Source organism: Streptomyces sp. NRRL F-6676 (assembly GCF_000725625.1).
In the GTDB taxonomy this organism is placed as follows: Bacteria; Actinomycetota; Actinomycetes; order Streptomycetales; family Streptomycetaceae; genus Streptomyces.
The window spans coordinates 141,121-167,535 of sequence record NZ_JOHS01000006.1 but is presented as its reverse complement, the minus strand read 5'-3'; the positions used below and the strand labels follow the sequence as shown (position 1 = coordinate 167,535).

Below are 26,415 nucleotides of genomic sequence, written 5' to 3'. Positions count from 1 at the left end.
GCCATGTTCCGTCCGAAGATCCCGACCATGCCCCAGCCCACCGGCCTGGTCACCCCGCCCGCCGTCGTCGTGGAGCCGACCAGCATCACCCCGGCCGCCGCTCCGGTCGCACCGCTGACGCCTATCGCCCCGGTTCCGCCCCGCCCGGCCGTACAGCTCACCCCCGGCAGCGCGCTCGCCCTCGTCGGCGGCGGGACCGCCGTGGTCCTGGTCGTCGGCGCCGTCCTGGTCTCCATGCTCCTGGCCGTCGCCGTCACCGCCGCTTCCGTGACCGTGTGCGCCGTCGTCGTCCGCTCTCTGCTCACCCGCCGCTGACTCCTCGGCCTCGCCCGGCTTCGCCTGCCCACACTGTCTAGTCCCCTCGACAAGGTAGGCAGACCGGGCGGACGCCGCGAACACCCGCCGCCCCGCAAGGAGGAACCCGCACATGCACGCCCCGGCTCCCCTCGGAGCCATCCGCCACCTGACCGCCCTCGCCCGGCACGGTGACCTCAGCTCCTACGCCCGGCAGATCCAGCGCCTGGGCGGCTGCGAGCGGCCCGTACGGATGGAGGGCCACCGCCTCGACGTCCACGCCGCAACCGGCGAGATCGTCCGGGAAGTCGTCGACCGCGACCTTCCCGCCGGACAGCTCCTCATCCGCTGCAACAACCGCCGCGCCACCCGGTGCGCCGCCTGTGCCGAGGTCTACCGGAAAGACACCTTCCACCTCGTCACCGCCGGACTGAGCGGCGGCAAAGACGCACCCACCCCGACGACGACCCCGCGCTCGGCACCCCGCTCGACCCGGACCGCTACGACTACCGCGCGGCCGTCCTGTGGAACGCGCACGCCGGTGCCCTCTGGGCCCGCTTCACCACCTACCTGCGCCAACAGCTCGCCTCCCGCGCGGGCATCACCCGCTCCGCGCTGCGCGACTGCCTCAAGGTCTCCTACGCCAAGGTCGCCGAGTACCAGCGGCGCGGCGCCGTCCACTTCCACGCCGTGATCCGCCTCGACGGTCCCGAGGGCGCCGAGGACACCCCGCCCGCCTGGGCCACGACCGAACTGCTCACCGACGCCATCCGCACGGCGGCCCGCCTCGCCGAAACCCCCGGCCCCGTCCTTGACGGCCACGCGTATGCCTTCCGCTTCGGCACACAGCTCGACGTCCGCCCGATCCGCTCCGCCGACTTCGCCGGAACTTCGGAGCTCTCCAGCCGCGCCGTCGCCGCCTACATCGCCAAGTACGCCACCAAGGGCGCCGAAACCGCCGGCACCCTCGACCGCCCCGTCCGCAACCCGATCACGGACCTGATCGGCTCCGGCGTCACCGACCACGCCCGGCAGATGATCCTCACCTGCTGGCACCTCGGCGCACTCCCCGAACTGGAAGACCTCCGCCTACGCAAGTGGGCCCACATGCTCGGCTTCCGCGGCCACTTCTCCACCAAGTCCCGCGCCTACTCCGTCACCCTCGGCGCCCTCCGCCAGGAACGCGCCGACCACAACGAAGCCGTCACCCGCGAACGCGCCGCCGAAGCGGGCCACCCGCTCCCCGACCCGGGCACCGTGCTCGTCCTCTCGCACTGGCGCTTCGCCGGGACCGGCCTGACCACGGCAGAAAGCTGGCTAGCGGCCTCGCACCAACTCGACCCCGACACCGACCCCGAAGGAGGGCCCACCAAGTGACCACGGCGACGATTCAGCGGAAGTGGCACACGACGGCCGAGGTCGCCGAGATGCTCGGCTTCGGCCTGTCCAAGACCAAAGCGCTCGTGCTGGGCGGTGAGATCCGCTCCGTGAAGGTCGGCCGCAACCGGCGCATCCTCCCGGCCTGGGTCGACGAGTACGTGAACCGCTGCGCGACCGAGGCCGAGGAGTGGGCGGCATGAGCGGCAAGCGCGCCAACGGCGAGGGGTCCATCTACCCGTACAAGAACGGCTTCGCCGCGTACGTCTGGGTGACCACTCCGGACGGCAGCCGGAAGCGGAAGTACGTCTACGGCAAGACCCGTGAGGAGACTCACGAGAAGTGGATCAAGCTGCACGGTGAGGCGAGCAAGGGGCCCGTACGCACCCGGCACCGCACGGTTGAGGCGTTCCTCTGTTACTGGCTGGAGTCGATCGTCAAACCGAACCTCGCTCCGCTGTCGTACGTGTCGTACGAGGGATCGGTGCGGCTCTACATCGCCCCGCATCTGGGCTCGAAGCGGCTCGACAAGCTGACCGTCCGGGACGTGCGCGAGTGGCTGACCAAGCTCGCCGGCATCTGCCAGTGCTGCGCCCAGGGCAAGGACGCGAAGCGGGCTCCGGCTCGGCGCCGGTGCTGCGCAGTCGGCGAGTGCTGTGAGGCGTACCCGTCCCGCCGGGTGATTCAGGCGGCGCGCGATGCCCTCCGGGCCGCTCTGAGCCACGCCGTGACCGAAGAGGAGATCGGCAAGAATGTGGCCTCCCTGGTCAAGGTCCCCAAGCCTCGTCGGCGCCGGATCAAGCCGTGGTCCGTCGTCGAGGCCGGCCGTTTCCTGGACGACGTGCTCAACCGCGACGATCCGCTGTTCGCCGCCTGGGTCCTGGTCCTCTGCCTCGGCCTCCGCCGGGGTGAAGTCCTCGGGCTCACCTGGCAGTCGATCGACTTCGAGACGGGTGAGCTGTACGTGGATCACCAGATCCAGCGGGCGGGCCGTCAGATCCTCCACCGTGAGACCAAGACCGAGGAGTCGGACGACTTCCTTCCCCTGCCCGCGTTCTGCCTCAAAGCGCTCCGCATGCGCCGCGCCCAGCAGACCGGGGACCGGAAGGCGGCCGGGGAACTCTGGCAGGACACCCGCGGCCTGGTCTTCACCACCAAGTACGGGACGCCCATCGAGCCGGGGAACCTGACCCGTATGTTCGCCCTGCGCGCTCGCCGCGCCGGCCTCCGCGTGATCCCGCTGCGGAACACCCGGCACACGTGCAGCTCGCTCCTGGTCGCCCTGAAGGTGCACCCGAAGGTGGCCCAACGCATCCTGCGACACTCGCAGATCGCCATGACGATGGAGGTGTACGCCGAAGCGAGCGAGGAGGAGGTGCGGGCCGCGCTCGGGAAGCTGTCCGAAGCGATGGGCGGCAAGGACTAAAACCCGCAGATGCAATCTCCTGTACAAGCCGTAACTCCTTGCTGCCGATCTCGTTGCACACGAGCCGACCACACCGGCTTCCTTTGAGGGACAGGTGTGTCCGCAGTCGAGGCGTCGAAGGCCCCTCGTCCCGCAAAGGGGTGAGGGGCCTTCCACATGCCGTGGTGGGCCAGAAGACGGGCCCACCCGCAGCTGCCAGGCGTCCGGGCGGACCCATGTCGAAAGGCCAGGAGTGACCGTCGACCGATTCATCATCGCTCTACTCTGCGCCGCCTTCGTGGCGTACGTCGCCAAGGAGCATCCGTCGGCAGTGCCGGCGCTGACCCTCGCGGCAGCCGCGGCAGCCGTCATGGTGGCGGTGATGCAGACGCAGTAGCAGCCGATCGTCAGCAACGGGCTCGCCCTCGGGCCCGTTGCTGTACTTCGCTGCTGTACGCCTCCGCAACGACAAAGACCCCGGATCACTCCGGGGCCTTCGACCTGTGTGCACTCGGCAGGATTCGAACCTGCAACCTTCTGATCCGTAGTCAGATGCTCTATCCGTTAAGCTACGAGTGCTTGTGTGTTCTGTTGTGGTGCTCTTCCTTCCGGGCTTTTCGGCCTGGTCGGCGTTGCGGGAACAACATTACATGACAGGCGGCGGGACGCGAAATCCGTTTGCCGCACCCGGGCTGAGCTGGGGAAACGTCGTTCAGCGACGGCTCCCGGGACCCCTACGACCGAAGCCCCGGTCCTGGGGACCGGGGCTTCGGTGTGGTGGGAGCGGAGGCGGAGGGATTTGAACCCTCGATGGGCTTTAAGACCCAAACCGCATTAGCAGTGCGGCGCCATAGACCGGACTAGGCGACGCCTCCCGCACAGCCGCCCGCGCGAGCGCGAGTGGTGCGTGCAGATGATGACACAGACGAGCGGGGTGTCACCAATCGGCACCCACGGTACTAGGCAGGCGGGGCGCAGGGCAAAGTCCTTTGCCCTGCCCCCGACGGGGCTGTGGGCTGCGTCTCCGTCCCTCTCCGTACTCGCGCCCGGGCCCGCGCCCGGCGGGGCCTCCGCGCAACCGTCCGCGCTCCGCCGCGTTGAGCACGGCATGGTTCATCACGTCGCCTTCTCCCCTCGTCGCTCCCTGTTCGTTGCCGCCGCCGTCGGGCTGCTCGGCGTCGCCGCGGGGGTCGGGCCCGCGGACGCGTCCGGCGTCGGCAGCGGCGGGGACCGGCTCGTCGTCACCGTCCGGCACGCGGGGCGCGCCGACGGGTCGTATCTGCTGCGCTGCCACCCCGGCGGCGGCACCCACCCCGACCCCGCCGGGGCCTGCGCGGTGCTGGAGCGCCGGACCACCTGGGGGCGGGACCCGTTCGCGCCGGTGCCGCCCGACGCCCTGTGCACCATGCGGTACGGCGGTCCCGCCACCGCCCGCGTCACCGGGACCTGGGCCGGGCGGCCCGTCGACGCGTCCTACGACCGCCGTGACGGGTGCGAGATCGCCCGTTGGGACGCGCTCGTCCCCCTGCTGCCCGCCCAGGAAAGCCGGCTCCGGAAGCGGTAGAGGCAGGGGAGCAGGACGTGCGGAGGAGTCGTGAGGGTCCTGCGCCCGGCGCGCGGGACCACCCCGTGCGCCCGGCCGCGCCCCGTCCCGCCCATGTGCGACCTCCGCCTCATCCCGCGCCGTCGGGACAGCCTCTGCCCTTAGACTCCCTCGCGTGACACGTTGCGGGGCGGTTGGCAAGATGGCCCCCGCGGTCGGCAAGGTGCGGTGACAGGGAGGACGCGACTCGTGAGCAGCAGGCCATCCCGAGGCGCTGCTCGCCTCGCAGCCATACTGGACGCACTGCCCGACGCGTTGGTGCTGGTCAACGCCAACGGGACGGTCGTCAACGCCAACACCATCGCCCTGGAGGCCTTCGAGACGCCGGGCACCGCCCTGGTCGGCCGGGGGCTGCTCGATCTGCTGCCGGAGTTCGACTCCCGGCTCATCCCGGGCTCCATGCGCCGCCCCGACCACATCGACCCGCGCGCCCGGACCAAGCCGACCCGGATGACGGCCCGCCGCACCGACGGCTCCGAGTTCCCCGTCGAGGTCACCAGCGCCAACCTCGAGGACGCGCGCCAGGCCTACGACGGATACGGCTACACCGGCGACGAACTGCTGATGCTCGTCGTACGCGATCTGTCCGGCACCGTCGACACCGAGGCCGAACTCGCCCGGTCGCAGCGGCAGACGGAGATGATCCTGCGGGCCGCCTCCGAGGGCGTCGTCGGCACGGACACCGACGGCCGGATCGTCCTCGTCAACCCGGCCGCCGCGCAGATCCTGGGCTACCGGGCCAACGAACTGGGCGGCAAGGAGCTCCACACCCTGGTGCTCCACTCCCGCGAGGACGAGTCGCCGTTCCCGTACGCGGAGTCCCCGCTGGCCGACACCCTGCGCTCCGGGCGCAAGCACCGGGTGCGCGGCCAGGTGCTGTGGTCCAAGGCCGGGGACAAGGTGCCCGTCGATCTGACCACCGCCCCGGTGCGCGACGGCGACCAGCTCGTCGGCGCGGTCATGACCTTCACCGACCGGCGCCCGTTCGACACGCTCAGCGCCGAGAAGGACCAGTCGGAGGAGCAGCACCAGCGGGAGCTGGCCCGGCTCGCCGAGGAGCACGCGGCCGAGCTGGCGCGGGTGCGCGAGGAGCACGCCGCCGAGCTGGACGCGCTGCGGGAGCGGCACGCGGAGGAGCTCGCGGCGGGCGACGAGCGCTACGCCGCGCTCGGTGAGCGCGAGAAGGACCGCTACGAGGCCCTGTCCGCCCGCTACGACCAGCTCTTCGCCGTCCTCGGGCAGTCCCTGCGCGGCCCGCTGGACCAGTTGCGCGCCGAGCTGTCCGCGCTCGCCGCAGACGACGCCGGCCAGCTGTGGCCCGAGGCCAACCAGGTCCTGCACTACCTCGCCGCCGGGTACTCCCGCATCACCACGCTGCTCGACAACGTCCTCGGCTTCCAGCGCCTGGACGCCGGGGAGGACGGGCTCGCGCGGACGGCCGCCATGCTCGACGCGGTCGTCGCCGCCGGTGTCGACGGTGCCGTCGAGCTGATCGGCCCCGGGCGCGTGCAGTTCGCGGTGCACGCCCCGCCGATCGAGGCCGAGGTCGACGCGCACCGGCTCGCCCAGGCGCTCGCGCACCTCGTCGCGGACGTGGCCGGGGTCGACGCCACCGGGAACTCGCCCGTCTCGACGGGCGGCTACATGGACAACACGGTCGTCGTGGCCGCCGCCCAGCGCGGCGAGGTGGTCCGCATCGAGGTGCGCGGCCCGTACCCCGGCGGCGACCCGGTGCACCAGCCGATCGTGCGGGGCATCGTCCGCGCGCACGGCGGGGTGTTGCAGACGCACGAGGTGCCGGGGATGAGCGGCAGCGCGTACGTCCTCGAGGTGCCGATCGGTGCCGGGGCGGGCGTCGTGCCCGCGACGGCCGCGAGCGGTGCGGCGGCCAGTGCCACCGGAGGGTCCCCGGTCGGTGGGTCCCCGGTGGGTGCCGAGGTCGCGGTCGTGGGCGACGCGGGTACGGCGCGTGACGACGCCGATGGCGCAGGCGGTACAGCCGCGGGTGCGGCCGGTGCCGAGGGTGCGGCCGGTGCCGAGGGTGCGCGGCCGCAGCAGGGGGGCGGGCGGCGGCGGGCCCGGCGGGCCTCCACCGACGCCTTCCTGGACGCCGGAACCGCGGATCCGGCCCCGCAGGGGGAGGCCCCCGCGCCCACCGGCCGGCGTCGGCGCCGGGCCGCGGAGGCGGCCGAGGGTGCGTCGGTGCCCGCGCAGGGCGGAGCCGCCGCGTCGGGTGTGCCGGGCGCGGCGGGCGCCTCCGGCGAGGAGGGGCCCGGTTCCGGCGGCTCCGGGCGCAGGCACGGGCGGCACGGCCCGGCCGCCGGTGCGAACGTGCCGGACGAGGACGCCGAGGGGGCCGACGTCTCCGAGGGCGCCGTCGTCACCGCCGCCGAGCACGCGGCGGGTACGGCGGCCACCGGGCTGGGCGCGACCGTGCCGCCGCAGGGTGTGCCCGCGCCCACGGGCCGGCGTGCCCGGCGGGACGGTGAGCAGCAGGCGCTTCCACCGGCGCTCCCCGCGGGGCCCGCGACGCCGTCGGGCGCCACGGAGTCCGGGGAGGGCGCCGGTGCCGTCGGCCCGCCGACGGGCCGTCGCCGGCGTGCCCTCGCGGGCGACCGGGCCGGCGCCGCCCCCGCCGAGCAGGGGCCGCGGCCCGTCTTCGCACTGCCGCCGGCCGAGGCCGACCGCGGGCCGGAGTACGCGGCGGCAGCAGCGGCCGCAGCCGCGGGCGTGGACGACGGCCGCCATGACGCCGCCGCACACGAGCCGGACGGCGACCACACTCCGCCGCAGCCGCATCCGGTGCAGGCGCCCACGGGGCGTCGCCGGGCGGCGGTCACGCCGGGCGGTTCCACCGGCCAGGGGCAGACGTCCGGGGCGCCGGGGCAGGGACAGGGGCAGGGGCTCGCGGTTCCTGGTGCTCCGGGGCAGGCCGTGGCGGTACCGGCGGCGGGAGCGGCTGGTACCGCACCTGTTCCGGCCGCCGGGGTGCAGGCCGTGCCAGGGCACACAGCCGTACCAGGGCAGACGGCCGTACCAGGACAGACGGCCGTACCGGGGCACGCAGCCGTACCAGGACAGATGGCCGTACCGGGACAGGGTCTTCCGGGGCAGGCCGGTTCGGAGCAGGACCTGCACGGGCAGGCCGGTTCGGGGCAGGGCGTGCCGCGGCAAGGGCTTCTGGCCCTGGGCGGTCCGGCGCAGGGCGCCCAGGTGCCGGGAGCGCCCGGAGCGCCGGGAGCGCCTGGCGCCACGCCGGTTCCGGTCGTCGCCTCCGGTACGCAGGCCGTGCCGGGTCAGCCTGTCCCCGGCCGGCCCGTGCCAGGTCAGGCGGTACCGGGCCAGGCCGTCCTCGGGCAGGTAGCGCCCGGGCAGCCCGTCCCCGGCCAGGTGGCTCCCGGCGGGCAGGTGCTTCCCGGGCAGTCGGCCGTTCCCGGTGCGACGAGTACGCCCGGCACCCCCGGTGTGCCCGGTACCCCCGGCGCTCCCGTCGCCGTGCCCGCGCAGGGTGGGCCCGTTCCGTTGCCGGGGCAGTACCAGCCCGCGCCCGTCCCGGTCATGGGGCAGGGCGCGCCGATGCCCGGTGCGCCCGTACCGTCCCTCCCCGGTCAGGCGGCCCCCGCCGCCGCACCGGGAGCCGCCCGCCCGGGGCCGGCCGTACCCGGTACGTCCGGGCAGCCGGTGCGGCCGGGCGGCGCCCAGCCCGTTCCGGCAGCCCACGGTGCCGGCGCCGATCAGACCGGTGCCGTACCGCCGCAGCCGCAGCCGGGTCCCGCCGTACAGCCGCCGGTCCCGGCGCCCGGTCAGCCCGCGCAGCCGGGTCACCCCGCGCAGCCCGCGCAGGCGCTCCCCGGCGCCGTGCCCCAAGGACCGAGCCCCGCACCGGGCGCACTCCCCGGAGCCGCCGGCCCCGGCACCCCCGTACCCCCGCAGGCCACCCCCGCGCAGCCCGCCACCGCGCAGGCCCCGGCAGCCTCCCAGCCGCCGGGCCCCTGGCCCACCGGCGGCGGCACCGCCACGCCCCCCGCGGCCACACCCACGCCCACCCCGCCCGGCACCCCGCTGCCCGCCGAGCGTCCCGCCACGCCGAGGGCCGCGCAGCCGTTGCCCGCCGAGGCCGCCGCGCCCGTCGACCCGAACTCGACGCAGGGCCGGGCGATCAGCGTCCGGACGCTGGGCCAGGGGGTGCCGTTTGCGCGCCAGGGCCAGGCCACCGGCGCCGTGCCCCCCGTACCCGCCGCCCCGCAGGCGGGGCTCCGGCCGCAGACGCAGACGCCTCCGCCGCACCACCCCGGCGGTGCGGGCCGCCGTCGCAAGCTCGGTACGCCGCCCGAGCCCGCCGCCGAGCGCCCGGAGACCGGCGGCCGCCCGCACCCGTCCACGGGTCCGGCACCGCAGGCCCGCCCGGCCGGGGCCACCGAGGGCGCCGGACGGTCGTACGCCATAGGAGCCCCGGATGTGAACGCCGACGAGGGCCCCGAGCCGCTCGACGGTCCCGGCGGCGCCGTCGAGGTCGCCGACCAGCCGCATCCGCGGCCGCTCGACGACGAACTGCCCCCCGAGCCGCTGGACAACCCGCGCCGGCTGCTCGTCTGGCCCGCGCCCGACGTCCTCACCCAGCAGGCGCTCAGCGACCGCGGCTACCGGCCCGTCATCGTCAACTCCCGTGAGGAGGTCGACGCGCAGATCGCCGCCTTCCCCGCGGCCCTCTTCGTCGACCCGCTCACCGGTCCGATCACACGGACGGCGCTACAGGCGCTGCGCCAGGCCGCCGTCGCCGCCGAGGTGCCGGTGATGGTGACGGCGGGGCTCGGACAGGCCTCGCGCGAGGCGGCGTACGGCGCTGATCCGGCCGTACTGCTGAAGGCGCTGGCGCCCCGGGACTCCGAGCAGCATCCGCCGCGCGTCCTGCTCGTCGAGGAGCACGCGGAGATCGCGCTCGCGCTGACGGCGACGCTGGAGCGGCGCGGGATGCAGGTCGCGCGGGCCGCCTCCGACGCGGACGCCGTGGCGCTGGCGTCGCAGATGCGGCCGAACCTGGTGGTGATGGACCTGATGCAGGTGCACCGCCGCCAGGCCGGTGTCGTGGACTGGCTGCGCGCCAACAACCTGCTCAACCGCACGCCGCTGGTCATCTACACCGCCGCCGTCGACCAGGCCGAGCTGCCGCGGCTCGTCTCCGGGGAGACGGTGCTGTTCCTCGCGGAGCGGTCGACCAGCCCGGAGGTGCAGGACCGGATCGTGGACCTGCTGGCGCGGATCGGGACCAACTGAGACGGGCGTCGGGCTCCTCGCAGACACCGAGGGCGTTGTTTCACGTGAAACAACGCCCTCGCGCGCACGATCCCCGGCCGGTCCTCAGAGCCGCTGGACGTCCAGCTTCCCCTCCGCGTACTGCCTGCGCAGCACCTTCTTGTCGAACTTGCCGACGCTGGTCTTCGGGACCGACTCGATGATCGTCCAGCGCTCCGGGAGCTGCCACTTGGCGATCTTCCCCTCCTCCGCGAGGAAGGAGCGCAAGGAGGCGAAGTCGGCGGTGGCGCCCTCCTTGAGGACGACCGTGGCGAGCGGGCGCTCGCCCCACTTGTCGTCCGGGACGGCGACCACGGCGGCCTCGGCGACGTCCGGGTGGGACATCAGCGCGTTCTCCAGGTCGACGGAGGAGATCCACTCGCCGCCGGACTTGATGACGTCCTTGGCCCGGTCGGTGAGGGTGAGGAAGCCGTCGGGGCTGATGGTGCCGACATCGCCGGTCTTGAGCCAGCCGTCCTCGCTGAACTTGTCGGCGGGGCGCAGCGGCTCGGCGCCCGGGCCGTTGTAGTACGCGCCCGCGATCCAGGTGCCGCGCACCTCCAGCTCGCCCGCGGACTCGCCGTCCCAGGGCAGCCGCTCGCCGCCGGGACCGGTCAGCCGGGCCTCGACGCCGGTGGGGAAACGGCCCTGGGTGAGGCGGTAGCCGAACTCCTCGTCGGTGCCGACGGCGTGGGCCGGCGGCCGGGCGACCGTGCCCAGCGGGGAGGTCTCGGTCATGCCCCAGGCGTGGCAGACCCGCATGCCGAGCGCGTCGAACGCCTCCATGAGCGAGGGCGGACAGGCGGAGCCGCCGATGGTCACCTGGTGGAGCGAGGAGACGTCCCGGGGGCGTGCGGTCAGCTCGGCGAGCAGGCCCTGCCAGATGGTGGGGACGGCGGCCGCGTGCGTGGGCCGCTCGCGCTCGATCATCTCGGCGAGGGGCGCGGGCTGGAGGAAGCGGTCCGGCATCAGCATGCTGACGCCGGTCATGAAGGTGGCGTGCGGCAGCCCCCAGGCGTTCACATGGAACTGGGGGACGACGACGAGGGAGGTGTCCTGGTCGGTGAGGCCCATCGACTCCGTCATGTTCACCTGCATGGAGTGCAGATAGACCGAGCGGTGGGAGTAGACGACGCCCTTGGGGTCGCCGGTGGTACCGGAGGTGTAGCACATGGCGGCCGCCCGGCGTTCGTCCAGCTCGGGCCAGTCGTACGTGGCCGGCTTCCCGGCGATCAGCTCCTCGTACTCGTGCACGCGGGGCCGTACGCCGTCCAGGGGCGTCCGGTCGCCGGGGCCGGTGACGACGATGTGCTCGACGGTCGGGAGGTGCGGGAGGAGCGGGGCGAGCAGCGGGAGCAGGGAGCCGTTGGCGATGACGACGCGGTCGGCGGCGTGGTTGACGATCCAGGCGAGCTGCTCGGCGGGCAGCCGCAGGTTGAGCGTGTGCAGCACCGCGCCCATGGAGGGGATGGCGAAGTAGGCCTCGACGTGCTCGGCGTTGTTCCAGGCGAGGGTCGCCACGCGGTCGTCGTCGCGGACGCCGAGGTCCTCGCGGAGTGCGTGCGCGAGCTGGGCGGAGCGGGTGCCGATCTCGGCGAAGGAACGGCGGTGCGGTTCGTCCTCGCCCGTCCAGGTGATCACCTGGGAGCTGCCGTGGATGGTCGACCCGTGGGTCAGGATCCTCGAGATCAGCAGCGGTACGTCCTGCATCGTGCTCAGCACGGCGTCCTCCCGGGGCGGCGACGTTGCCTACGCGGATGACCGCGCGGTGCCGCGCGGCGGTAGGGGTTGGGCTGATTCTGCTCACATACCACGCGGTATGTCACTAGCAGCAGGAATGATCGATCAGCCGCGCCGGGGGTCCGGGGAGGGCGGATGAGGAGGTGACGGGGGCCCGGCCCGTTCTGTGCGACGGGAGCCGGTGCGGTACGGCGGTAGTCAGGTCCGTACGGCGGGAGCCGGTTCCGTACGGCGGAAGCCAGGACCGTGCGACGAGAGGGGCCCGTACGGCGGAAGGCAGGACCGTACGGCGGAAGCCGGTTCGGTACGGCGGAAGCCAGGTCCGCACGGCGGGAACCAGGTCCGTACGACGGAAGCCGGTGCGGTACGGCGGTAGTCAGGCCCGCACGGCCGGACCAGGTTCCGTGGCCGGGTGCGAGGGCGTTCCGACGGCGGCCGTCAGCGGACCGGGGCCAGCTCCGGGTCCTCGCGGAGCTTGCCGAGCGCGCGCGACACCGCCGACTTCACCGTGCCGATGGAGACGCCGAGCACCTCCGCCGTCTGGGCCTCGCTCAGATCCTCGTAGTACCTGAGGACCACCATCGCCCGCTGCCGCGCCGGCAGCTTCAGGATCGCCCGCCACATCGCGTCGTGCAGCGCCTGCTGCTCGGCCGGGTCCGTGGCCGGCGGGGTCTGCGGCTCGGGCAGTTCCTCGCAGGTGAACTCGTCGACCTTGCGCTTGCGCCACTGGGAGGTACGGGTGTTGACCAGCGCCCGGCGGACGTACCCGTCCAGCGCGCGGTGGTCCTCGATGCGCTCCCAGGCGACGTACGTCTTGGTCAGCGCCGTCTGCAACAGGTCCTCCGCGTCGCTCGGGTTCGCGGTCAGCGACCGGGCGGTGCGCAGCAGCAGCGGCTGTCGGGCCGCCACGTACGCCGAGAACGACGGGTACGACGGTTGCGGCAGGGTCTGCCGGGCCGGCGTCGCGGCGGTCGAAGCGCTGGTGCAGACGGGTGTGGTCATGGCTCAACGCTAGGAGCGGGGCCCACCCCGGCGGATCGGCCGCAGGTCCCGAAGCGGTGTCCCCCTCAGGTTGTAGGAGGGGGGAGGACCCCACCTCCTGTAGGTGGAGGAGGGGTACTGCGGTATCGGGGGTCGACCCTGAGAAACGACCCCTGGCCGGGGCGGGGGCCCTCGTTCCGCGTCGGTTCGGCGCCGGTCACCGGGGCGTCGGTTCCCCGTCAGCTGACGCGGGCCACCATGGCGTCGGTTCCCCCCCCGTCAGCCGACGCGGGCCACCGGGGCGTCGATCAGGTCACGGTCGATGAGCAGGGTGCGGCCGCCGTGCCGCTCCCGTACGTTGCCCGCGTACTGGTGGATCCGCCGCCCGCGCCACGCGCTCCGGCGCAGCGTCGGTTCCCCGTACAGCCGGGGCGTGCCGCGCCAGCGGGCGAACCACATCACGGCGGGCAGGTCGCTCACCCCGGCCCGGCGGGCGCTCTCGAAGTGCCGTACGCCCGTGTCGGCGCTGCTGTAGAAGCCCGGCAGGTAACCGCTGCGGCCCACTTCCCGGTCCCAGGCGCGGACGAAGGAGAGCACGCGCCGGGCGCAGGACGTCCTGCGGTGGTCGTACGACTCCATGTCCAGATAGAGCGCGCTGCCGGGGAGCAGTCCGAGGGCGTGCGCCCGGCGCGCGGCGTCGCGGCCCTCGCGCGTGCCCTGCCGCTTCGGGTGCCGTCCGATCGCCACGTGCCGTTTGACGCCGCTGGTCGCGCAGGGCGCCTGCGAGCCGGCGTACACCGGCAGCAGGCGCCAGCCCATGCGGTCCACCGTGCGCACCCAGCCGGGGGTGAGCCGGGGCTGGGCGCAGGCGCGGCCCCGGCCGCCGAAGTAGATGCCGAGGGCGCGGTAGCGGGAGGTGCGCCAGCGCTTCAGGGTGCCGGTGGAGGGGGCGCGGCAGGTGTCCATGCCCCAGCCCCGGAAGGGGACGACGCCGGAGGATGGGGGCTCCGGCGGAACGGCGGGCCGGCGGACCACCGAGCGCGCCACGGTGCCCGTCTCCGCTTCCGCGCCCGCCCCCGGCACCCCGGCCCCGCACACCAGTGCCCATACGACGCAGATCCCGACGAACCCGGTCCACCCCCTGTGCCAACGCCTGCGAGACTTCGCCGGAACACGAACCCGTTCCCGGCCCCGACCCTGACCCCGGCCACCACACCCATGTGCACGCATGGCCCGAGTGAACGTTTCCGCCCGGCTCCCGGCGGCCCGCCACACCCGGCGTTCAGCCGTCCGCCGTCACAATCGGCCCCGATGTGGGGACCCGCCCGCGTGCCGACGTGAGGGGAGAGGGGAGAGGGGAGAGGGGACAGCGGACGGGGCAGGGGCGAGGACGGGAAAACGCCTGCGCGGCGGCACCGGATGGCACCGCCGCGCAGACGTGTCACAACCCATGAAGCGCGTCCCACACGGACGTCCGGGGCCGGCCGGCGACCGTCGGCCCCGAACCGCTCACCACAGACGGGTGAAGTGGACGGCCACGTTCTCGTTGCCCTGGTTGATGGTGGTGAACGCGGAGCCGTTCACCTGGGCGGTGTTGCTCTGGTTGCTGGCGCCGGAGCCGAGCGCCTGCTGCTGCGTGGTCGCCGAGTTGCCGTCGTTGTCGAGGCCGGTCCCGCTGCCGCTGACGGTCGCCACGGCCGCGTTCGATCCGTCGTCCGCGGCGGCGCCATTGTCCGCGGTGGCGACGCCCGTGAAGAGGGCGGCGGCCAGCGGCAGGGCCGCGACGGCGGCGAGGACGCGGGCGGTACGGATGCTTGCCATGTTCTTCCTCCAGAAGCGGGAGTACGCACCGGCGCGGGGCCGGACGCACATGAAGTACGGCTTGTTTCCGGGCAGTTGGCCGACCGCCTCGGAGCTCTGCACGACGTCGCGCCTCCAAGCTGCCCGACCGGACCCCGCCGAACCACCCCGGACGGCGCGATTCCCCCTGAAGCGTGAGGACAAGTCGATAAACCCCTTTCGGGACTTCCGCCGTACGACAAACGCCGGACGGAAGGGGACGGCGCGGCCCCCGCCACCAAGCCCCCCAAGGGCCGAAAGGTTCCGCCACACGGCCTCACAACGGCCCCCGCACACGACCGGGCATCCCCCGAACGGCCGCACACGAGCCGCGCGTCACCCGGAAATCCCCTTCCCCTTCTCGAACGCATGTACGAAAATCAATCCATGGCCACCATCGACCGGCAGGCCACCACCATGGCCCTGGCCCACGCACTGTCCGCCGCCGAGCGCGGCCTGGCGGTGATCCCGCTGTCGCGCACGAAGCTGCCGGCGCTGCGCTCCCCGCACCGCGACCCCACTGCTCCCGCTGCCCCCACGGCTCCCACCGGCCCGCCCTGCCACGGCGAGTGCGGCCGCTTCGGCCACGGGGTCTACGACGCCTCGACCGACCCGCGGCGCATCCGGGCGCTGTTCGCCGCCGCCCCCTGGGCCACCGGCTACGGCATCGCCTGCGGACTGCCCCCGCACCATCTGATCGGCGTCGACCTGGACACCAAGTCCGGCACCGACTCCTCCACCGCGCTGCGCGAACTGGCGCTGCGTCATCTGTTCACGATCCCGCCGACGGTGGTGGTCGTCACCCCGAGCGGGGGCCGCCACCTGTGGCTGACCGGACCGCCGGACGTGGTGGTCCCCAACTCCGCGAGCCGGCTGGCCCCCGGTATCGACATCCGGGGCGCCGGCGGCTACCTCGTCGGCCCCGGCTCCCGCACCGACCACGGCGTCTACGAGACGGCACCGGGCGCGGCCCACCTGCCGCCCGCGCCCTGCCCGGCCCCGCTGCTGCGCCTGCTGCTGCCACCTCCGCGCCCCGACCGGGCGGCCCACTCCGGCTCCGGCTCCGGCGTCTGGCCGGACGACGCCCAGGCCCGCGCCCACCAGGGCGACGGCCTCATCCAGTTCGTCCTGGCCGCCCACACCGGCCAGCGCAACACCCGCCTGTTCTGGGCCGCCTGCCGCGCCTACGAGAACGGCCTGGGCCCCACCCTGACCCGCGCCCTCGTCGACGCCGCCGTCCACACCGGCCTCCCCCTCGCCGAGGCCCGCTCCACCGTCGCCTCGGCAGCCCGCATGACCCCACGCCGGCCGGCCTGACGCCCCCGGCCACCACACGGCCGACCGGGCCCGGCCCACAGCAGCCCACGCGAAGGGCCCCCGACCGGAACACCGGTTCGGGGGCCCTTCTCACTGCTCAGCGCGCGGAGGCGGTGGGATTTGAACCCACGGTCGTGTTGCCACGACGACGGTTTTCAAGACCGTTCCCTTCGGCCGCTCGGGCACGCCTCCTCCGCGTTGTCGCGGGGGCGACAGCGCGGGTACAGGTTACCGGCCCGCCGCGGGGTGCGTGGGGGCGGTCAGCTGTCGCCGACGCGCTTGCCCAGGGTGAGTCCGACCGTGTGGGTCTTGCCGTCGCGCTTGTAGGTCACGTCGACCTTGTCGCCGGGACGGTGGGTCCAGATCGCGCCGATCAGGGTCGGGCCGCTGTCGATCACCGTGTCGTCGAGCTTGGTGATGACGTCGCCGGACTTGAGGCCGGCCTTGTCCGCGGGGCCGCCCGCCGTGACCGCGTCCGAGCCGTTGGCGCCCTGGTCCGTGATCTTCGCGCCGCCCGAGCCGTCCTCCAGGGAGACCGACGCGCCGATCACCGGGTACACCGGCTTGCCGGTCTTGATCAGCTGCTGGGCGACGTACTTCGCCTGGTTGATCGGGATGGCGAAGCCCAGGCCGATCGAGCCCGACTGGCCCGAGCCGCCGCCCAGGCCGCCGCTGCTCGACGACTGGATCGCGGAGTTGATGCCGATGACCGAGCCCTGCGCGTCCAGCAGCGGGCCACCGGAGTTGCCCGGATTGATCGAGGCGTCCGTCTGGAGCGCGCTCATGTACGAGGTGCTGCTGCCCGACTGGCCGTCGCTCGAGGCCACCGGGCGGTTCTTGGCGCTGATGATGCCCGTCGTCACCGTGTTCGACAGGCCGAAGGGCGCGCCGATCGCGATCGTCGAGTCGCCGACGGCCACCTTGTCGGAGTCGCCGAGCGGGAGCGGCTTGAGGTCCGACGGGGCGTTCTTGAGCTTGATGACGGCGACGTCGTAGCCCTGCGCGTGGCCGACGACCTCGGCCTCGTACTTCTTGCCGTCGGGGAACGTGGCCGAGAGCTTGCCGCCGTCGACCGCGTCGGCCACCACATGGTTGTTGGTGACGATGTGGCCTTCCTTGTCGAAGACGAAGCCCGTGCCCGTGCCGCCCTCGCCGTTGCTGCCCTCCGCCTCGATGGTCACCGTGCTGGGCAGCGCGCGGGACGCCACCCCGGCCACCGAGCCGGCGGCGCGCTTGACGTCGCCGCCGCTCTGGGAGGCGGAGACGGTGGTGGAGCCGGAGGAGTCGTTGTCCTTGGCGAGCGTGTAGCCGAGCCCGCCGCCGAGGCCGCCCGCGACCAGCGCGGCGACCAGGACCGCGGCGACCAGACCGCCGCGGCCGGACTTCGGCTTCGGGGCCGGCTGCTGCCCGGGGGCGCTCCAGCCGCCCGGGCCGTCACCGCCGCCGTAGCCCGGCGTGCCGGGGGGCGGGGGCGGCCAGCCGGCGTCCACGGGGGACGAGGTGGCGGTCTGCGCGGAGACGGTGGGGTCGGCGGGGCCGACGGGGGAGTGGCCGCCGTAGGCCGGTCCGGCGTGGGCCGGCTGTCCGGGGGCCTGCGGCGGCTCCCCGTAGCCGTGGCCGGAAGGTGCCCCGCCGGGCTGCGTGCCCGATGCGGAGGCAGCGGGAGCGTCCACCGGCACGGGAGGTGCGGACGGGGCCGGGGGTACCGACGTGCCCTCGTTCTCGGTGCTCACAGCTTCTCTCCTCGATCCACGGCTGTTGTTCTCGTTCGCACGCGGCCACGTCCGTCCCACGCTCACCGAACGGTCCGGCGCGATGCAGCTGTGCATGTGCTTTTGTATGCCGTCAGCTTTTCCCATGGACCGTCAGGGCACCATAAGCGGTCCCTGTGGGTCCTGCCCACGACCAAACCTTATATATACATATAGGACCTGTAGGACTTACCTATTGGTCTTACGCAGGTCTACGAGGCCGAACGGACGCCCGGCCCGCGCCGTCCGTATACGGTGCGCGGTCCGACACGTACCCCGTCCCGGTGGCACCATGACGCGGTGACCCACGCACGACAGCATCCGCCCCGGCCGATCCAGGTCGTCGCCCACCGCGGAGCCTCCGAGGAGGCACCCGAACATACGCTCGCGGCCTACCGCAAGGCGATCGAGGACGGCGCCGACGCCCTCGAGTGCGATGTGCGGCTGACCGCCGACGGTCACCTCGTCTGCGTCCACGACCGCCGCGTCAACCGTACGTCCAACGGGCGCGGTGCCGTCTCCGCGCTGGAGCTCGCCGAACTCACCGCCCTGGACTTCGGCTCCTGGCACCACCAGGACGAGCCCCCCGACGAGGCGCCCGACTGGGAGCACCGGCCCGAGGACCGGGGTGACACCTCCGTCCTCACCCTGGAGCGGCTGCTCGAGCTGGTCGCGGACGCCGGGCGCCGGGTGGAGCTCGCCGTCGAGACCAAGCACCCGACCCGCTGGGCCGGCCAGGTCGAGGAGCGGCTGCTGCTCCTGCTGAAGCGGTTCGGGCTGGACGCGCCGGCCTCGCCCGAGGAGTCCACGGTGCGGGTGATGAGCTTCTCGGCCCGGTCCCTGCACCGGGTACGGGCCGCCTCGCCGACGCTGCCGACGGTGTACCTCACGCAGTTCGTGACGCCCCGGATGCGCGACGGCCGGCTGCCCGAGGGGGTCCACATCGCGGGGCCCTCGATCCGGATCGTGCGCAATCAGCCCGCGTACGTCCAGCGCCTGAAGGCGGCCGGGCACCGGGTGCACGTGTGGACGGTGAACACGCCGGAGGACGTCGGCCGCTGCGTCGATCTGGGCGTCGACGCGATCATCACCAACCGGCCACGGGCCGTACGGGAGCTGCTGGGCCGTTGAGGGCGTGATCGCCGAGCGGGCCCGCTCGGCGATCACGCCCCTCCGGCCGCGTCCTGTCGTTTTTGGTGGCGAGCGCCCCGGTTTCTCACGGGGTGTGCACCGGCGCGTTCGGTCCGTGTGCGGCCACGAAGAGTGACCCGTCGCACGTGGGCCGGTCGGTTTCCGGCCGGTTGCGGTGGGGCATCCACTCCGTGGCGTGGGGCGAAGGAGGTCTCGGGGGTGGCGTTGGTGGTGGCACAGGAGGTGCCCGCGTCGTCGAGCATGGCCGTACCCCATGGCCCTGCGGGCGTGGGGCAGGCAAGGCACCGGATGCGGACGCAGTTGCGCGGCGGCGGTGTGCCGGAAGCGGTCATCGACGACGCCGTACTGATCCTTTCCGAACTTCTCAGCAACGCCTGCCGGCACGGCAGGCCCCTCGGCGACGCCCTCGCCGGGGACGGTGACGTGCGGGCCGCGTGGCGCGTCGACCCCTCGGGGCGGCTCACGGTCGAGGTGACGGACGGCGGCGGTCCGACCCGTCCGGTTCCCGCCACACCGTCGGTCACCGCGCGTGGCGGCCGCGGTCTGAACATCATCACGGCGCTGGCGGAGGACTGGGGCGTACGGGACGGGGTGCACGGCGAGGTCACCGTCTGGGTCGTCGTGCATGACGACGCCGAGGCCGCGCGCCGGCGGGAGGACTTCGCCGCACGGGTCACGGCACCGCCGGTCTCACGGGCGTCGTAGCCCACGGCTTCCCCCGTTGTCCACAGGTTCCCGTCGCCGTCCGTACGAGCGGATAGGCTCGCGCCCGTACGAGACGAGCCGTGACCGGGAGACACCGACGATGGCCAAGAAGCGACCCCAGACCAAGGCCAACAGGCCCCGGACCGGTGGCGGGGTGAACGCCGGGGCGGACATTCCGGTCGTCGGCGCCCGGGAGCCCTGCCCCTGCGGCAGCGGCCGCCGCTACAAGGCCTGCCACGGCCGGGCCGCGTCGCACGCGGCGACGGAGCTGGTGCAACGCCCGTTCGAAGGACTGGCCGGCGAGGGCGACTGGGTCGCGCTGCGCGAGCTGGTCCCCGCGGCCACGGCCGAGCTGACGCTGAAGGAGGGCCTGCCCGAGGGCGTCCCCTCGGTCACCCTCGCCACCGTGCTGCCGATGGCCTGGCCCGCGCTGCGCCGGGACGACGGTTCGGTCCTGCTCGGCCTCCAGAACGACACGGCGTCCGGCGACATCAGCCGCGACCTCGCCGACACGCTGAGCCGCGCGCTGACGGCGGAGCCCGGCACCTCGGTGCAGAGCCGGCGCGCCCCGGCCGACGGCCCCCGGCTACAGGACCTGCTGGACGCGGACGCCGCGTTCGCGCCGGTGGTGCACACCGGCTTCGAGTTCTGGGTCCCGGACGCGGAGAACGCCTCCCCCGAGGTGACCGCGTCCCTGGAGCGGGCCAACGCCGCGGCCATCCCCACCGTACGGCTGGAGGGCGTGGACGCCGCCTACTGGTGCCGTACGCCGGAGAAGAACCATCTGCGGTGGGTCATGCCGCACCCGGAGGAGCGGCTCCTGGACGCGCTCGCGCGGCTGCACGCCGCCGGGCGGTCCGCGCTGGGCGAGGGCACCCGGTTGGTGGGCTCGTTCCGGGCGCACGGCCTGGTGGTCCCGGTGTGGGACCTGCCGAGCGAGATGACGGCACAGGACCTGGAGAAACCGGCCACGGAGTTCGCCGAGCACCTCGCGGAAGCGCTCGCGTCGACGGACCCGCTCACCCCCGAGGAGCGCCGGGCCCGCGGCGGCCTGACGAACCGCCAGGTCACCCTGAGCTGAACGGAACGGCGGCGGCACGGGGCGGGGGGACCTGGAGAGGGGGGACCGCGGGCACCGGGTTCCCCCTCCCCCTCCGCCCCACCAGGTGACTCGCGTCACAACTGCCGCTTCCGACAAGCACATCCGTGTCCGAATAGGCGAGATCGAATTTGCGAACGGGCGATCTCTTGTTACCGTTCCAATAGCCCGGTTGCTGGTGCATCCCCCGTCGCCAGCAACCGGGTCTTTCCATGCGTCCGGTGAACCGCCCCGGAACCGCCCCCTCCGCCAACTCCCGTAATCCGTCCCGCCGTTGCCCCGGCGGGCCGTACGGCATGGCACAGGCTTCAGGACCGTGGGGCCTCAGCACCGGGCAGGCCCTCAGGACCGTGCGGAGCCGCTCCCCGCGCGCAGCAGCAGCGCCGCGCCGTCGGCCGCCGCGTCCTCCGCCTCGCGGGCGAACTCCGCGACCGCCTCGTACCCGCCGGGCTCGCCGTCCGTGCGCTGCCGGGGGGTCTCGCAGGTGCCCGGCTCGTCCTCCGCGCCGATCGCGCAGTCGATGCGCACCGCGCCCCCGCCCGGCTTCAGCAGGCTCAGCGCGCTGGTCAGCGCGTGACCGGTCGTGTTGCGGTAGTAGGTGCGCGCCCAGGTCTCGGCGCCCTGTGTGAGCACGCAGGTCTGCGCCTCGACGCCGTCGGGCGAAGTGAGCGAGGGGCCGCAGCGGGTGGCGGTGGCGAGTCCGAGCCCCAGCAGATGCGGCGAGCGGGAGGTCGAGGGCGCCGGTTCCTTGGCGTCCCGGTGCGGGGCGGCGGCCCGGTCGGCCGTCTCCCGGGCGCCGTCGCCGACGGGCCCGGCCGCGGCCACGGCCAGCGGCAGCAGCACCGCCGCCACCATCGCCACCACCAGCGCGGCCAGCCGTACCCGCGGATCGAGCCCGGGGGCCCGCTCGGCACCGTGCCGGCCACGAAGGCCGCCGGCACGGCCGGCGAGGCCGTCGGCACGACCAGAGAGACCGTCGGCACCGCCGGCGAGACCGTCGGCACGACCAGAGAGACCGTCGGCACCGCCGGCGAGACCGTCGGCACCACTGCGGAGGCCGCCGACATCGTCACGGACGCCGTCGGCACCACTGAGACCTCCGGCATCGTCACGGACGCCGTCGGCACCGCGCGGCTCCACCGCCGCCCGTTCCCGTTCCCGCTGCCGTTCCCGTCCCCCGGACCGACGCGTTCCGTGTCCCCCGGAAGTGCGCTTCATGGGGGCGAACATAACGAGCGCGCGGGGCCCTCCGGCCCGCCGCGCGCCCGACACCCCTAGAACTCGGGCGCGCTCACACCCGTACGAGTGAGGGCCTCGACCGTGGCGTCCACCACGGCCTCCACGTCCGGCACCCAGGGCGCGGCCGAACCGGGCAGCGGCGCGCGCTCCCAGCGGACCTGCCCGTGCCCGGTCGCGGAGGGCGGCAGCGCGAGGTAGCCGCCCTCGCCGTGGAAGCGGAGCGAGCCGGGGACGAAGTCCTGGGCGTGGAGCAGCTCGCCGAGCTGCTCCAGGGAGTACGGGGCGACGAGGATCGCCCAGCGGTGCGGCGCGGCGACGACCGGGCCGACCCGGATGCCCTCGCGGTCCAGCACGGCCAGGGCACGGGCCGCCGCGGGGGCGGGCAGGCTCACCGCGCAGGGCGCGCGGCCCCCGGTGGCGAGCACGATCGGCGCCGTCGGCCGGTTGGTCCACCACCAGCGCACCATGCGCGGATCGGTGGTGGCCGCGAGCAGCCCCGGGTCGAACGGGTGCGCGCCCGGCACCGTGCACTCCGGGTCGGGGCACCCGCAGCGGGCGCGCCCCTGGGGGTCCGGTGCCACACCCGGGAGAACGGGCCACTGCCACTGCGTGGCGAAGGTCAGGGCCGCGCCGAACACCTCAGGCTCCCCGTCGTTCCGCCGGGACAGGAACCTGCGTAGCCTTCCGGGAATCCCGCGCATGAGCGCTCGTTCCTTTCCGTTGCACGCCGGCAACACCGAGGGCTGCATTCACCACATGCGGAGAGCACCGCATGTGTCGATCACTGCGCTGTGCGTACCTGCTGGTGCCTCACGCCCCTGTCAGGAACAGGAAGCCCCTGTCACGAACAGGAAGAACCCGCTGGGGGCCGAGCTCGGGCCGGTCCGCGGATCATGTGCACGCATCCGCGAGGGCCGCAGTGTCCATACTGCGTCTGTCAAAAGCACGGGCATGACGTGGGGGTGGCGACGCCTGGCGAATTGCCGTCGCGCTGTTGCTCGCCGCCTCCGCCACGGGAGGATGGGGCTCGGTCGTCGGTGGATAGGACGCCCGGTTCGGCCGCCAGGTTCCGGGCGGCTCTTCGCCGCTCCCTGGGCCTCACCGAGTACGTACCCACCCCGACCGCTGTGACGCTCCGTCGAACGAGGCCAGTCGACCGCAATACGCCGTTACCCGAGTCAGTTTCAAGCCAACTTCGTCTTCCCGCAAGCGACTCCGCGGATCGCTTGGACAATGCCGAGGCCAGTCGCCACGCCAGCCCCACGGACACCAGGAATCCCAGCAGGACAATGCTGGACATCCCCTTACGAGTGCGTGTACATGTGGAGACACTGCCGGCGACGCAGAATGACATGGGGGTTTGCGATGCTTTCGTGCAGTACGCACCGGTCGGAAAGCCGGACACCATGACCGCCCCTCACCTCCCGAAAGTGGCCGGAATCGACTCCACGGTTCCCGCTCCCGCTCACACTGTCGCGCCGGCCGCCCCGCCCACGGGCCCCACGCCGAACACCACGGGTACCTCTTCGGCCACCTCCCACACCACCGGTCCGGGCATCCTCCTCCAGGACCGGCTCGCCGGCTGGGTCTCCGACCTCACCACCCTGCACGAACTCACCGAACGCCTGGTCCGCACCGACTCGCTCGCCACCGCCCTGGAGGAGCTGCTGCGCGCCGGGTCCGCACTCGTCGGCGCCCGCCGCGGCCTGGTCGTCCTGGAGCCGCGCGACGGCCTGGGCCCGGACACCACCCTCGGCCTCGGTCTCGGCCGCGGGGACCTCGGCCACATCGAGACCGTGCCGCGCAGCGCCATGGCGTACGGGAAGATCCTGGACGAGCTGCCGGGCGGCGAGGGCGAGATCGCCCAGCCCGACCTGTTCGCCGAGGACGGGCTCGACCCCCGCCACCGCGAGGTGGCCGCCCGCCTCGGCTACGCCGCCAGCTACGCCCTGCCGCTGGCCGGCGAGGCCGCGGGCCGCCTCGGCGCCGCCGTCTGGCTCTACGACGAGCCCGCCGAGCCGACCGCCCGCATGCGCCACCTCGCCGGGCTGTACGTCCGCTGCGCCGCCGAGCACCTCGCGCGGCTCGTCGAGACCGAACGCACGCGTACGTGCATGGCGACGCTCGCCGAGGAGCTGCTGCCCTCCCGGCTCCCCCGCATCCCGGGCGTCCAGCTCGCCGTCCGCCGCCGCACCGGGCCGCGCGGCGGCGGCGACTGGTTCGACGCGCTGCCGCTGCCGGACGCGGCGCTCGGCCTCGCGGTCGGCTCCGTCACCGGCTCGGGGCCGAGCGCGGTCGCGGCCATGGGCCGGCTGCGGGCCGGCATGCGGGCGTACGCCGTGATGGAGGGCGAGGACCCGGTCGCCGTCCTGTCCGATCTGGAGCTGCTGCTGCGGCTGACCGAGCCGGCCCGCTCGGCCACCGCGCTGTTCGCCTACTGCGAGCCCGCGCTGCGCCGGGTCACCCTGGCGGGGGCCGGGCACAGCCCCCCGCTGCTCGTCGGCGAGCGGCGCACGGAGTACGTCGAGACCTCCCTGTCGGCGCCGCTGAACATGCTGGCGTGCTGGGAGGCGCCGAGCGTCGAACTGACGGCCGAGCCCGGAGAGACGGTTCTGCTGTACACCGACGGGCTGCTTCAGCGCACCGGCGACCCCATGGACCGCGCCTTCGCCCGGCTGCACGCGGCGGCCGCGAGTGTGCCGCGCGGGATGCGCGCCGACGCGGGGGCCGTCGCGGACCACGTGCTGCGCACGGTGCTGCCGGACGGTCTGGACGCGGCGGGCGGCGCGGAGGACGTGGTGCTGCTGGCGGCGCGCTTCGACTAGCGGGGCGACGCTGCCGTCGAGGCGGTACCGCCGGCGGCGCGCTTCGGGCAACGGGGCGGCGCTGCCCTCGGAGCCGTACGGCCGGCGGCGCGCTTCGGACGGCGGGGCGGCCGCGGACGAGGTGCCCCGTGCCCGGCCGTGTCCGTGCGCGGCCGGGTACGCCCCCGCTCGTGCCGTCCGTACGCCCGCACGCCCCGGAGCGGTCGGACAATCCGACCGTACGATGGACGCGGCCCAGTGCCGTACCTAGGAGGAGTGACCGTGGCGGACGAGCTTCCGGCGACCCCGGAGACCGTGGCGGACGAGGCTGAGGCAGCCGAGTCCGAGAAGCCCATCAAGCAGCGCAAGAACAGCCTGTACCCGGGCGTGTCCGACGAACTCGCCGAGAACATGAAGTCCGGCTGGGCCGACACCGAACTGCGCGACCTCGCGCCGATCCCGCAGGCCGCCGAGACCGCCGCCCGCCGCGCCGCGCTCTCCGCGCGCTTCCCGGGCGAGCGCCTGGTGATCCCCGCCGGCAACCTGAGGACGCGGTCGAACGACACGGAGTACCCCTTCCGTGCCTCGGTCGAGTACGCGTACCTCACCGGCAACCAGACCGAGGACGGCGTCCTGGTCCTGGAGCCCACGGCCGACGGCCACAAGGGGACGCTCTATCTGCTGCCGCGCTCGGACCGCGAGAACGGCGAGTTCTGGCTCTCCGGCCAGGGCGAGCTGTGGGTCGGCCGCCGCCACTCCCTCACCGAGGCCGAACGGCTGTACGGCATCCCCGCCTCCGACGTCCGCGAACTGGCCGGGAAGCTCCGCGAGGCGCGCGGCCCGGTCCGCGTCGTGCGCGGCTACGACGCCGGCATCGAGGCCGCGCTCACCGACAAGGTCACCGCCGAGCGGGACGAGGAGCTGAAGGTCTTCCTCTCCGAGGCCCGGCTGGTCAAGGACGACTTCGAGATCGGCGAGCTCCAGAAGGCCGTCGACTCCACCGTGCGCGGCTTCGAGGACGTGGTGAAGGTCCTCGACAAGGCGCGGGCCACCAGCGAGCGCTACATCGAGGGAACCTTCTTCCTCCGCGCCCGCGTGGAGGGCAACGACGTCGGCTACGGCACCATCGCGGCCGCCGGACCGCACGCCTGCACCCTGCACTGGGTGCGCAACGACGGCCCGGTCAACGCGGGCGACCTGCTGCTGCTCGACGCGGGCGTCGAGACGCACACGTACTACACCGCCGACGTCACCCGCACCCTGCCGGTCGACGGCCGGTTCAGCGACATCCAGCGGAAGATCTACGACGCGGTGTACGACGCCCAGCAGGCCGGCATCGAGGCGGTCCGTCCGGGCGGCAAGCACCGCGACTTCCACGACGCCGCCCAGCGCGTGCTCACCGAGCGGCTGGTGGAGTGGGGCCTGGTCGAGGGGCCCGTCGAGCGCGTGCTCGAACTCGGGTTGCAGCGCCGCTGGACCCTGCACGGCACCGGGCACATGCTCGGCATGGACGTCCACGACTGCGCGTCGGCGCGGGTGGAGACGTACGTGGACGGCGTGCTGGAGCCCGGGATGGTCCTCACCGTCGAGCCGGGGCTGTACTTCCAGGCCGACGACCTGACCGTGCCGGAGGAGTACCGCGGCATCGGCGTGCGGATCGAGGACGACATCCTGGTGACCGCCGACGGCAACCGGAACCTGTCGGCGGGGCTGCCGCGCCGGTCCGACGAGGTCGAGGCGTGGATGGAGTCGCTCAAGAGCGCCTGACGCGGAATTCCGGACGCCCGCCGTGGGCGTTCCGGACGCCCGGTGCGCAT

At 73.8% G+C, this 26,415-nt stretch carries 20 protein-coding genes, 3 tRNA genes and 1 pseudogene; 14 read left to right on the top strand and 10 right to left on the bottom strand.

The window, feature by feature from the left end; all coding sequences use genetic code 11:
• The first annotated feature begins 3 nt into the window (after positions 1 to 3).
• The 6 genes and pseudogenes from IO29_RS04890 (at position 4) to IO29_RS38390 (ending at position 3,473) form a co-directional block, all read left to right on the top strand.
• On the top strand, positions 4 to 315 hold the full coding sequence (locus IO29_RS04890) for a hypothetical protein (RefSeq protein ID WP_030377033.1): 312 nt from the start codon (positions 4 to 6) through the stop codon (positions 313 to 315).
• A 112-nt stretch (positions 316 to 427) separates the two neighbouring features.
• Positions 428 to 769 (top strand): annotated as a pseudogene (locus IO29_RS40330) (replication initiator); the annotation flags it as partial.
• Positions 667 to 1,671 (top strand): replication initiator, encoded by a 1,005-nt coding sequence (locus IO29_RS04885; RefSeq protein WP_420709706.1) that lies wholly within the window; start codon positions 667 to 669, stop codon positions 1,669 to 1,671. The pseudogene IO29_RS40330 and the gene IO29_RS04885, both read left to right, overlap by 103 nt.
• Complete coding sequence (locus tag IO29_RS04880; RefSeq protein ID WP_030377032.1) at positions 1,668 to 1,874, top strand: helix-turn-helix domain-containing protein; 207 nt, start codon at positions 1,668 to 1,670, stop codon at positions 1,872 to 1,874. The genes IO29_RS04885 and IO29_RS04880 overlap by 4 nt, the downstream gene beginning before the upstream one ends.
• The gene (locus IO29_RS04875; RefSeq protein WP_199806827.1) at positions 1,862 to 3,097 is read left to right on the top strand and encodes a site-specific integrase; all 1,236 of its coding nucleotides are present in this window, start codon (positions 1,862 to 1,864) and stop codon (positions 3,095 to 3,097) included. Before IO29_RS04880 ends, IO29_RS04875 begins: the two co-directional genes overlap by 13 nt.
• 232 nt (positions 3,098 to 3,329) lie before the next feature.
• Positions 3,330 to 3,473 carry a hypothetical protein gene (locus IO29_RS38390; RefSeq protein WP_158709295.1) on the top strand — a complete coding sequence of 48 codons (144 nt, stop codon included), beginning with the start codon at positions 3,330 to 3,332 and terminating at the stop codon, positions 3,471 to 3,473.
• 109 nt (positions 3,474 to 3,582) lie between these two features.
• Here IO29_RS38390 and IO29_RS04870 read toward each other — a convergent pair.
• Both IO29_RS04870 and IO29_RS04865 read right to left on the bottom strand, forming a co-directional pair.
• Positions 3,583 to 3,655: transfer RNA gene (locus IO29_RS04870), tRNA-Arg, on the bottom strand.
• 205 nt (positions 3,656 to 3,860) lie between these two features.
• Positions 3,861 to 3,951, bottom strand: a tRNA-Ser gene (locus IO29_RS04865).
• 233 nt (positions 3,952 to 4,184) lie between these two features.
• On the opposite strand from IO29_RS04865, the gene IO29_RS04860 reads away from it, so the two are divergent.
• Positions 4,185 to 4,640 (top strand): SSI family serine proteinase inhibitor, encoded by a 456-nt coding sequence (locus tag IO29_RS04860; protein ID WP_030377030.1) that lies wholly within the window; start codon positions 4,185 to 4,187, stop codon positions 4,638 to 4,640.
• Positions 4,641 to 4,868: 228 nt separating this feature from the next.
• Positions 4,869 to 9,953, top strand: coding sequence for a PAS domain-containing protein (locus tag IO29_RS04855; RefSeq protein WP_078618013.1), 5,085 nt, complete (start codon positions 4,869 to 4,871; stop codon positions 9,951 to 9,953).
• A gap of 84 nt (positions 9,954 to 10,037) precedes the next feature.
• On the opposite strand, the gene IO29_RS04850 is transcribed toward IO29_RS04855, so the two are convergent.
• The 4 genes from IO29_RS04850 to IO29_RS04835 form a co-directional block, all read right to left on the bottom strand.
• The gene (locus tag IO29_RS04850) at positions 10,038 to 11,681 is read right to left on the bottom strand and encodes a long-chain fatty acid--CoA ligase (RefSeq protein WP_033224848.1); all 1,644 of its coding nucleotides are present in this window, start codon (positions 11,679 to 11,681) and stop codon (positions 10,038 to 10,040) included.
• A gap of 468 nt (positions 11,682 to 12,149) precedes the next feature.
• Positions 12,150 to 12,713, bottom strand: coding sequence for a SigE family RNA polymerase sigma factor (locus IO29_RS04845; protein ID WP_030377027.1), 564 nt, complete (start codon positions 12,711 to 12,713; stop codon positions 12,150 to 12,152).
• Positions 12,714 to 12,971: 258 nt separating this feature from the next.
• The gene (locus IO29_RS04840) at positions 12,972 to 13,739 is read right to left on the bottom strand and encodes a DUF1906 domain-containing protein (RefSeq protein ID WP_234307336.1); all 768 of its coding nucleotides are present in this window, start codon (positions 13,737 to 13,739) and stop codon (positions 12,972 to 12,974) included.
• A 462-nt stretch (positions 13,740 to 14,201) separates the two neighbouring features.
• Positions 14,202 to 14,513 carry a hypothetical protein gene (locus tag IO29_RS04835; protein ID WP_030377025.1) on the bottom strand — a complete coding sequence of 104 codons (312 nt, stop codon included), beginning with the start codon at positions 14,511 to 14,513 and terminating at the stop codon, positions 14,202 to 14,204.
• Positions 14,514 to 14,918: 405 nt separating this feature from the next.
• Between IO29_RS04835 and IO29_RS04830 the strand changes: the two genes are divergently transcribed.
• On the top strand, positions 14,919 to 15,848 hold the full coding sequence (locus IO29_RS04830) for a bifunctional DNA primase/polymerase (RefSeq protein ID WP_030377024.1): 930 nt from the start codon (positions 14,919 to 14,921) through the stop codon (positions 15,846 to 15,848).
• Positions 15,849 to 15,953: 105 nt separating this feature from the next.
• On the opposite strand, the gene IO29_RS04825 is transcribed toward IO29_RS04830, so the two are convergent.
• Together IO29_RS04825 and IO29_RS04820 are read right to left on the bottom strand one after the other, a co-directional pair.
• Positions 15,954 to 16,040 (bottom strand) — tRNA-Ser (locus IO29_RS04825).
• A gap of 68 nt (positions 16,041 to 16,108) precedes the next feature.
• Positions 16,109 to 17,581, bottom strand: a complete 1,473-nt coding sequence (locus IO29_RS04820) for a S1C family serine protease (RefSeq protein ID WP_030377023.1) — start codon at positions 17,579 to 17,581, stop codon at positions 16,109 to 16,111.
• 318 nt (positions 17,582 to 17,899) lie between these two features.
• Here IO29_RS04820 and IO29_RS04815 point away from each other — a divergent pair, with 318 nt between their 5' ends.
• The 3 genes from IO29_RS04815 (at position 17,900) to IO29_RS04805 (ending at position 20,537) form a co-directional block, all read left to right on the top strand.
• The gene (locus tag IO29_RS04815) at positions 17,900 to 18,730 is read left to right on the top strand and encodes a glycerophosphodiester phosphodiesterase (protein ID WP_030377022.1); all 831 of its coding nucleotides are present in this window, start codon (positions 17,900 to 17,902) and stop codon (positions 18,728 to 18,730) included.
• A gap of 132 nt (positions 18,731 to 18,862) precedes the next feature.
• Positions 18,863 to 19,456, top strand: coding sequence for an ATP-binding protein (locus tag IO29_RS04810; protein ID WP_078618012.1), 594 nt, complete (start codon positions 18,863 to 18,865; stop codon positions 19,454 to 19,456).
• 100 nt (positions 19,457 to 19,556) lie between these two features.
• Entirely contained in the window at positions 19,557 to 20,537 is a 981-nt protein-coding gene (locus IO29_RS04805; RefSeq protein WP_030377020.1) for a DUF5926 family protein, read from the top strand.
• 360 nt (positions 20,538 to 20,897) lie between these two features.
• Here IO29_RS04805 and IO29_RS40175 read toward each other — a convergent pair whose 3' ends face one another.
• Positions 20,898 to 21,773 (bottom strand): hypothetical protein, encoded by an 876-nt coding sequence (locus tag IO29_RS40175; protein ID WP_324608144.1) that lies wholly within the window; start codon positions 21,771 to 21,773, stop codon positions 20,898 to 20,900.
• 56 nt (positions 21,774 to 21,829) lie between these two features.
• Positions 21,830 to 22,495, bottom strand: coding sequence for a bifunctional DNA primase/polymerase (locus IO29_RS04790; protein ID WP_030377017.1), 666 nt, complete (start codon positions 22,493 to 22,495; stop codon positions 21,830 to 21,832).
• Between the two features lie 588 nt (positions 22,496 to 23,083).
• Between IO29_RS04790 and IO29_RS04785 the strand changes: the two genes are divergently transcribed.
• Both IO29_RS04785 and IO29_RS04780 read left to right on the top strand, forming a co-directional pair.
• Positions 23,084 to 24,619, top strand: coding sequence for a PP2C family protein-serine/threonine phosphatase (locus IO29_RS04785; protein WP_030377016.1), 1,536 nt, complete (start codon positions 23,084 to 23,086; stop codon positions 24,617 to 24,619).
• Positions 24,620 to 24,874: 255 nt separating this feature from the next.
• Entirely contained in the window at positions 24,875 to 26,365 is a 1,491-nt protein-coding gene (locus IO29_RS04780; protein WP_030377015.1) for an aminopeptidase P family protein, read from the top strand.
• Positions 26,366 to 26,415 lie beyond the last annotated feature (50 nt).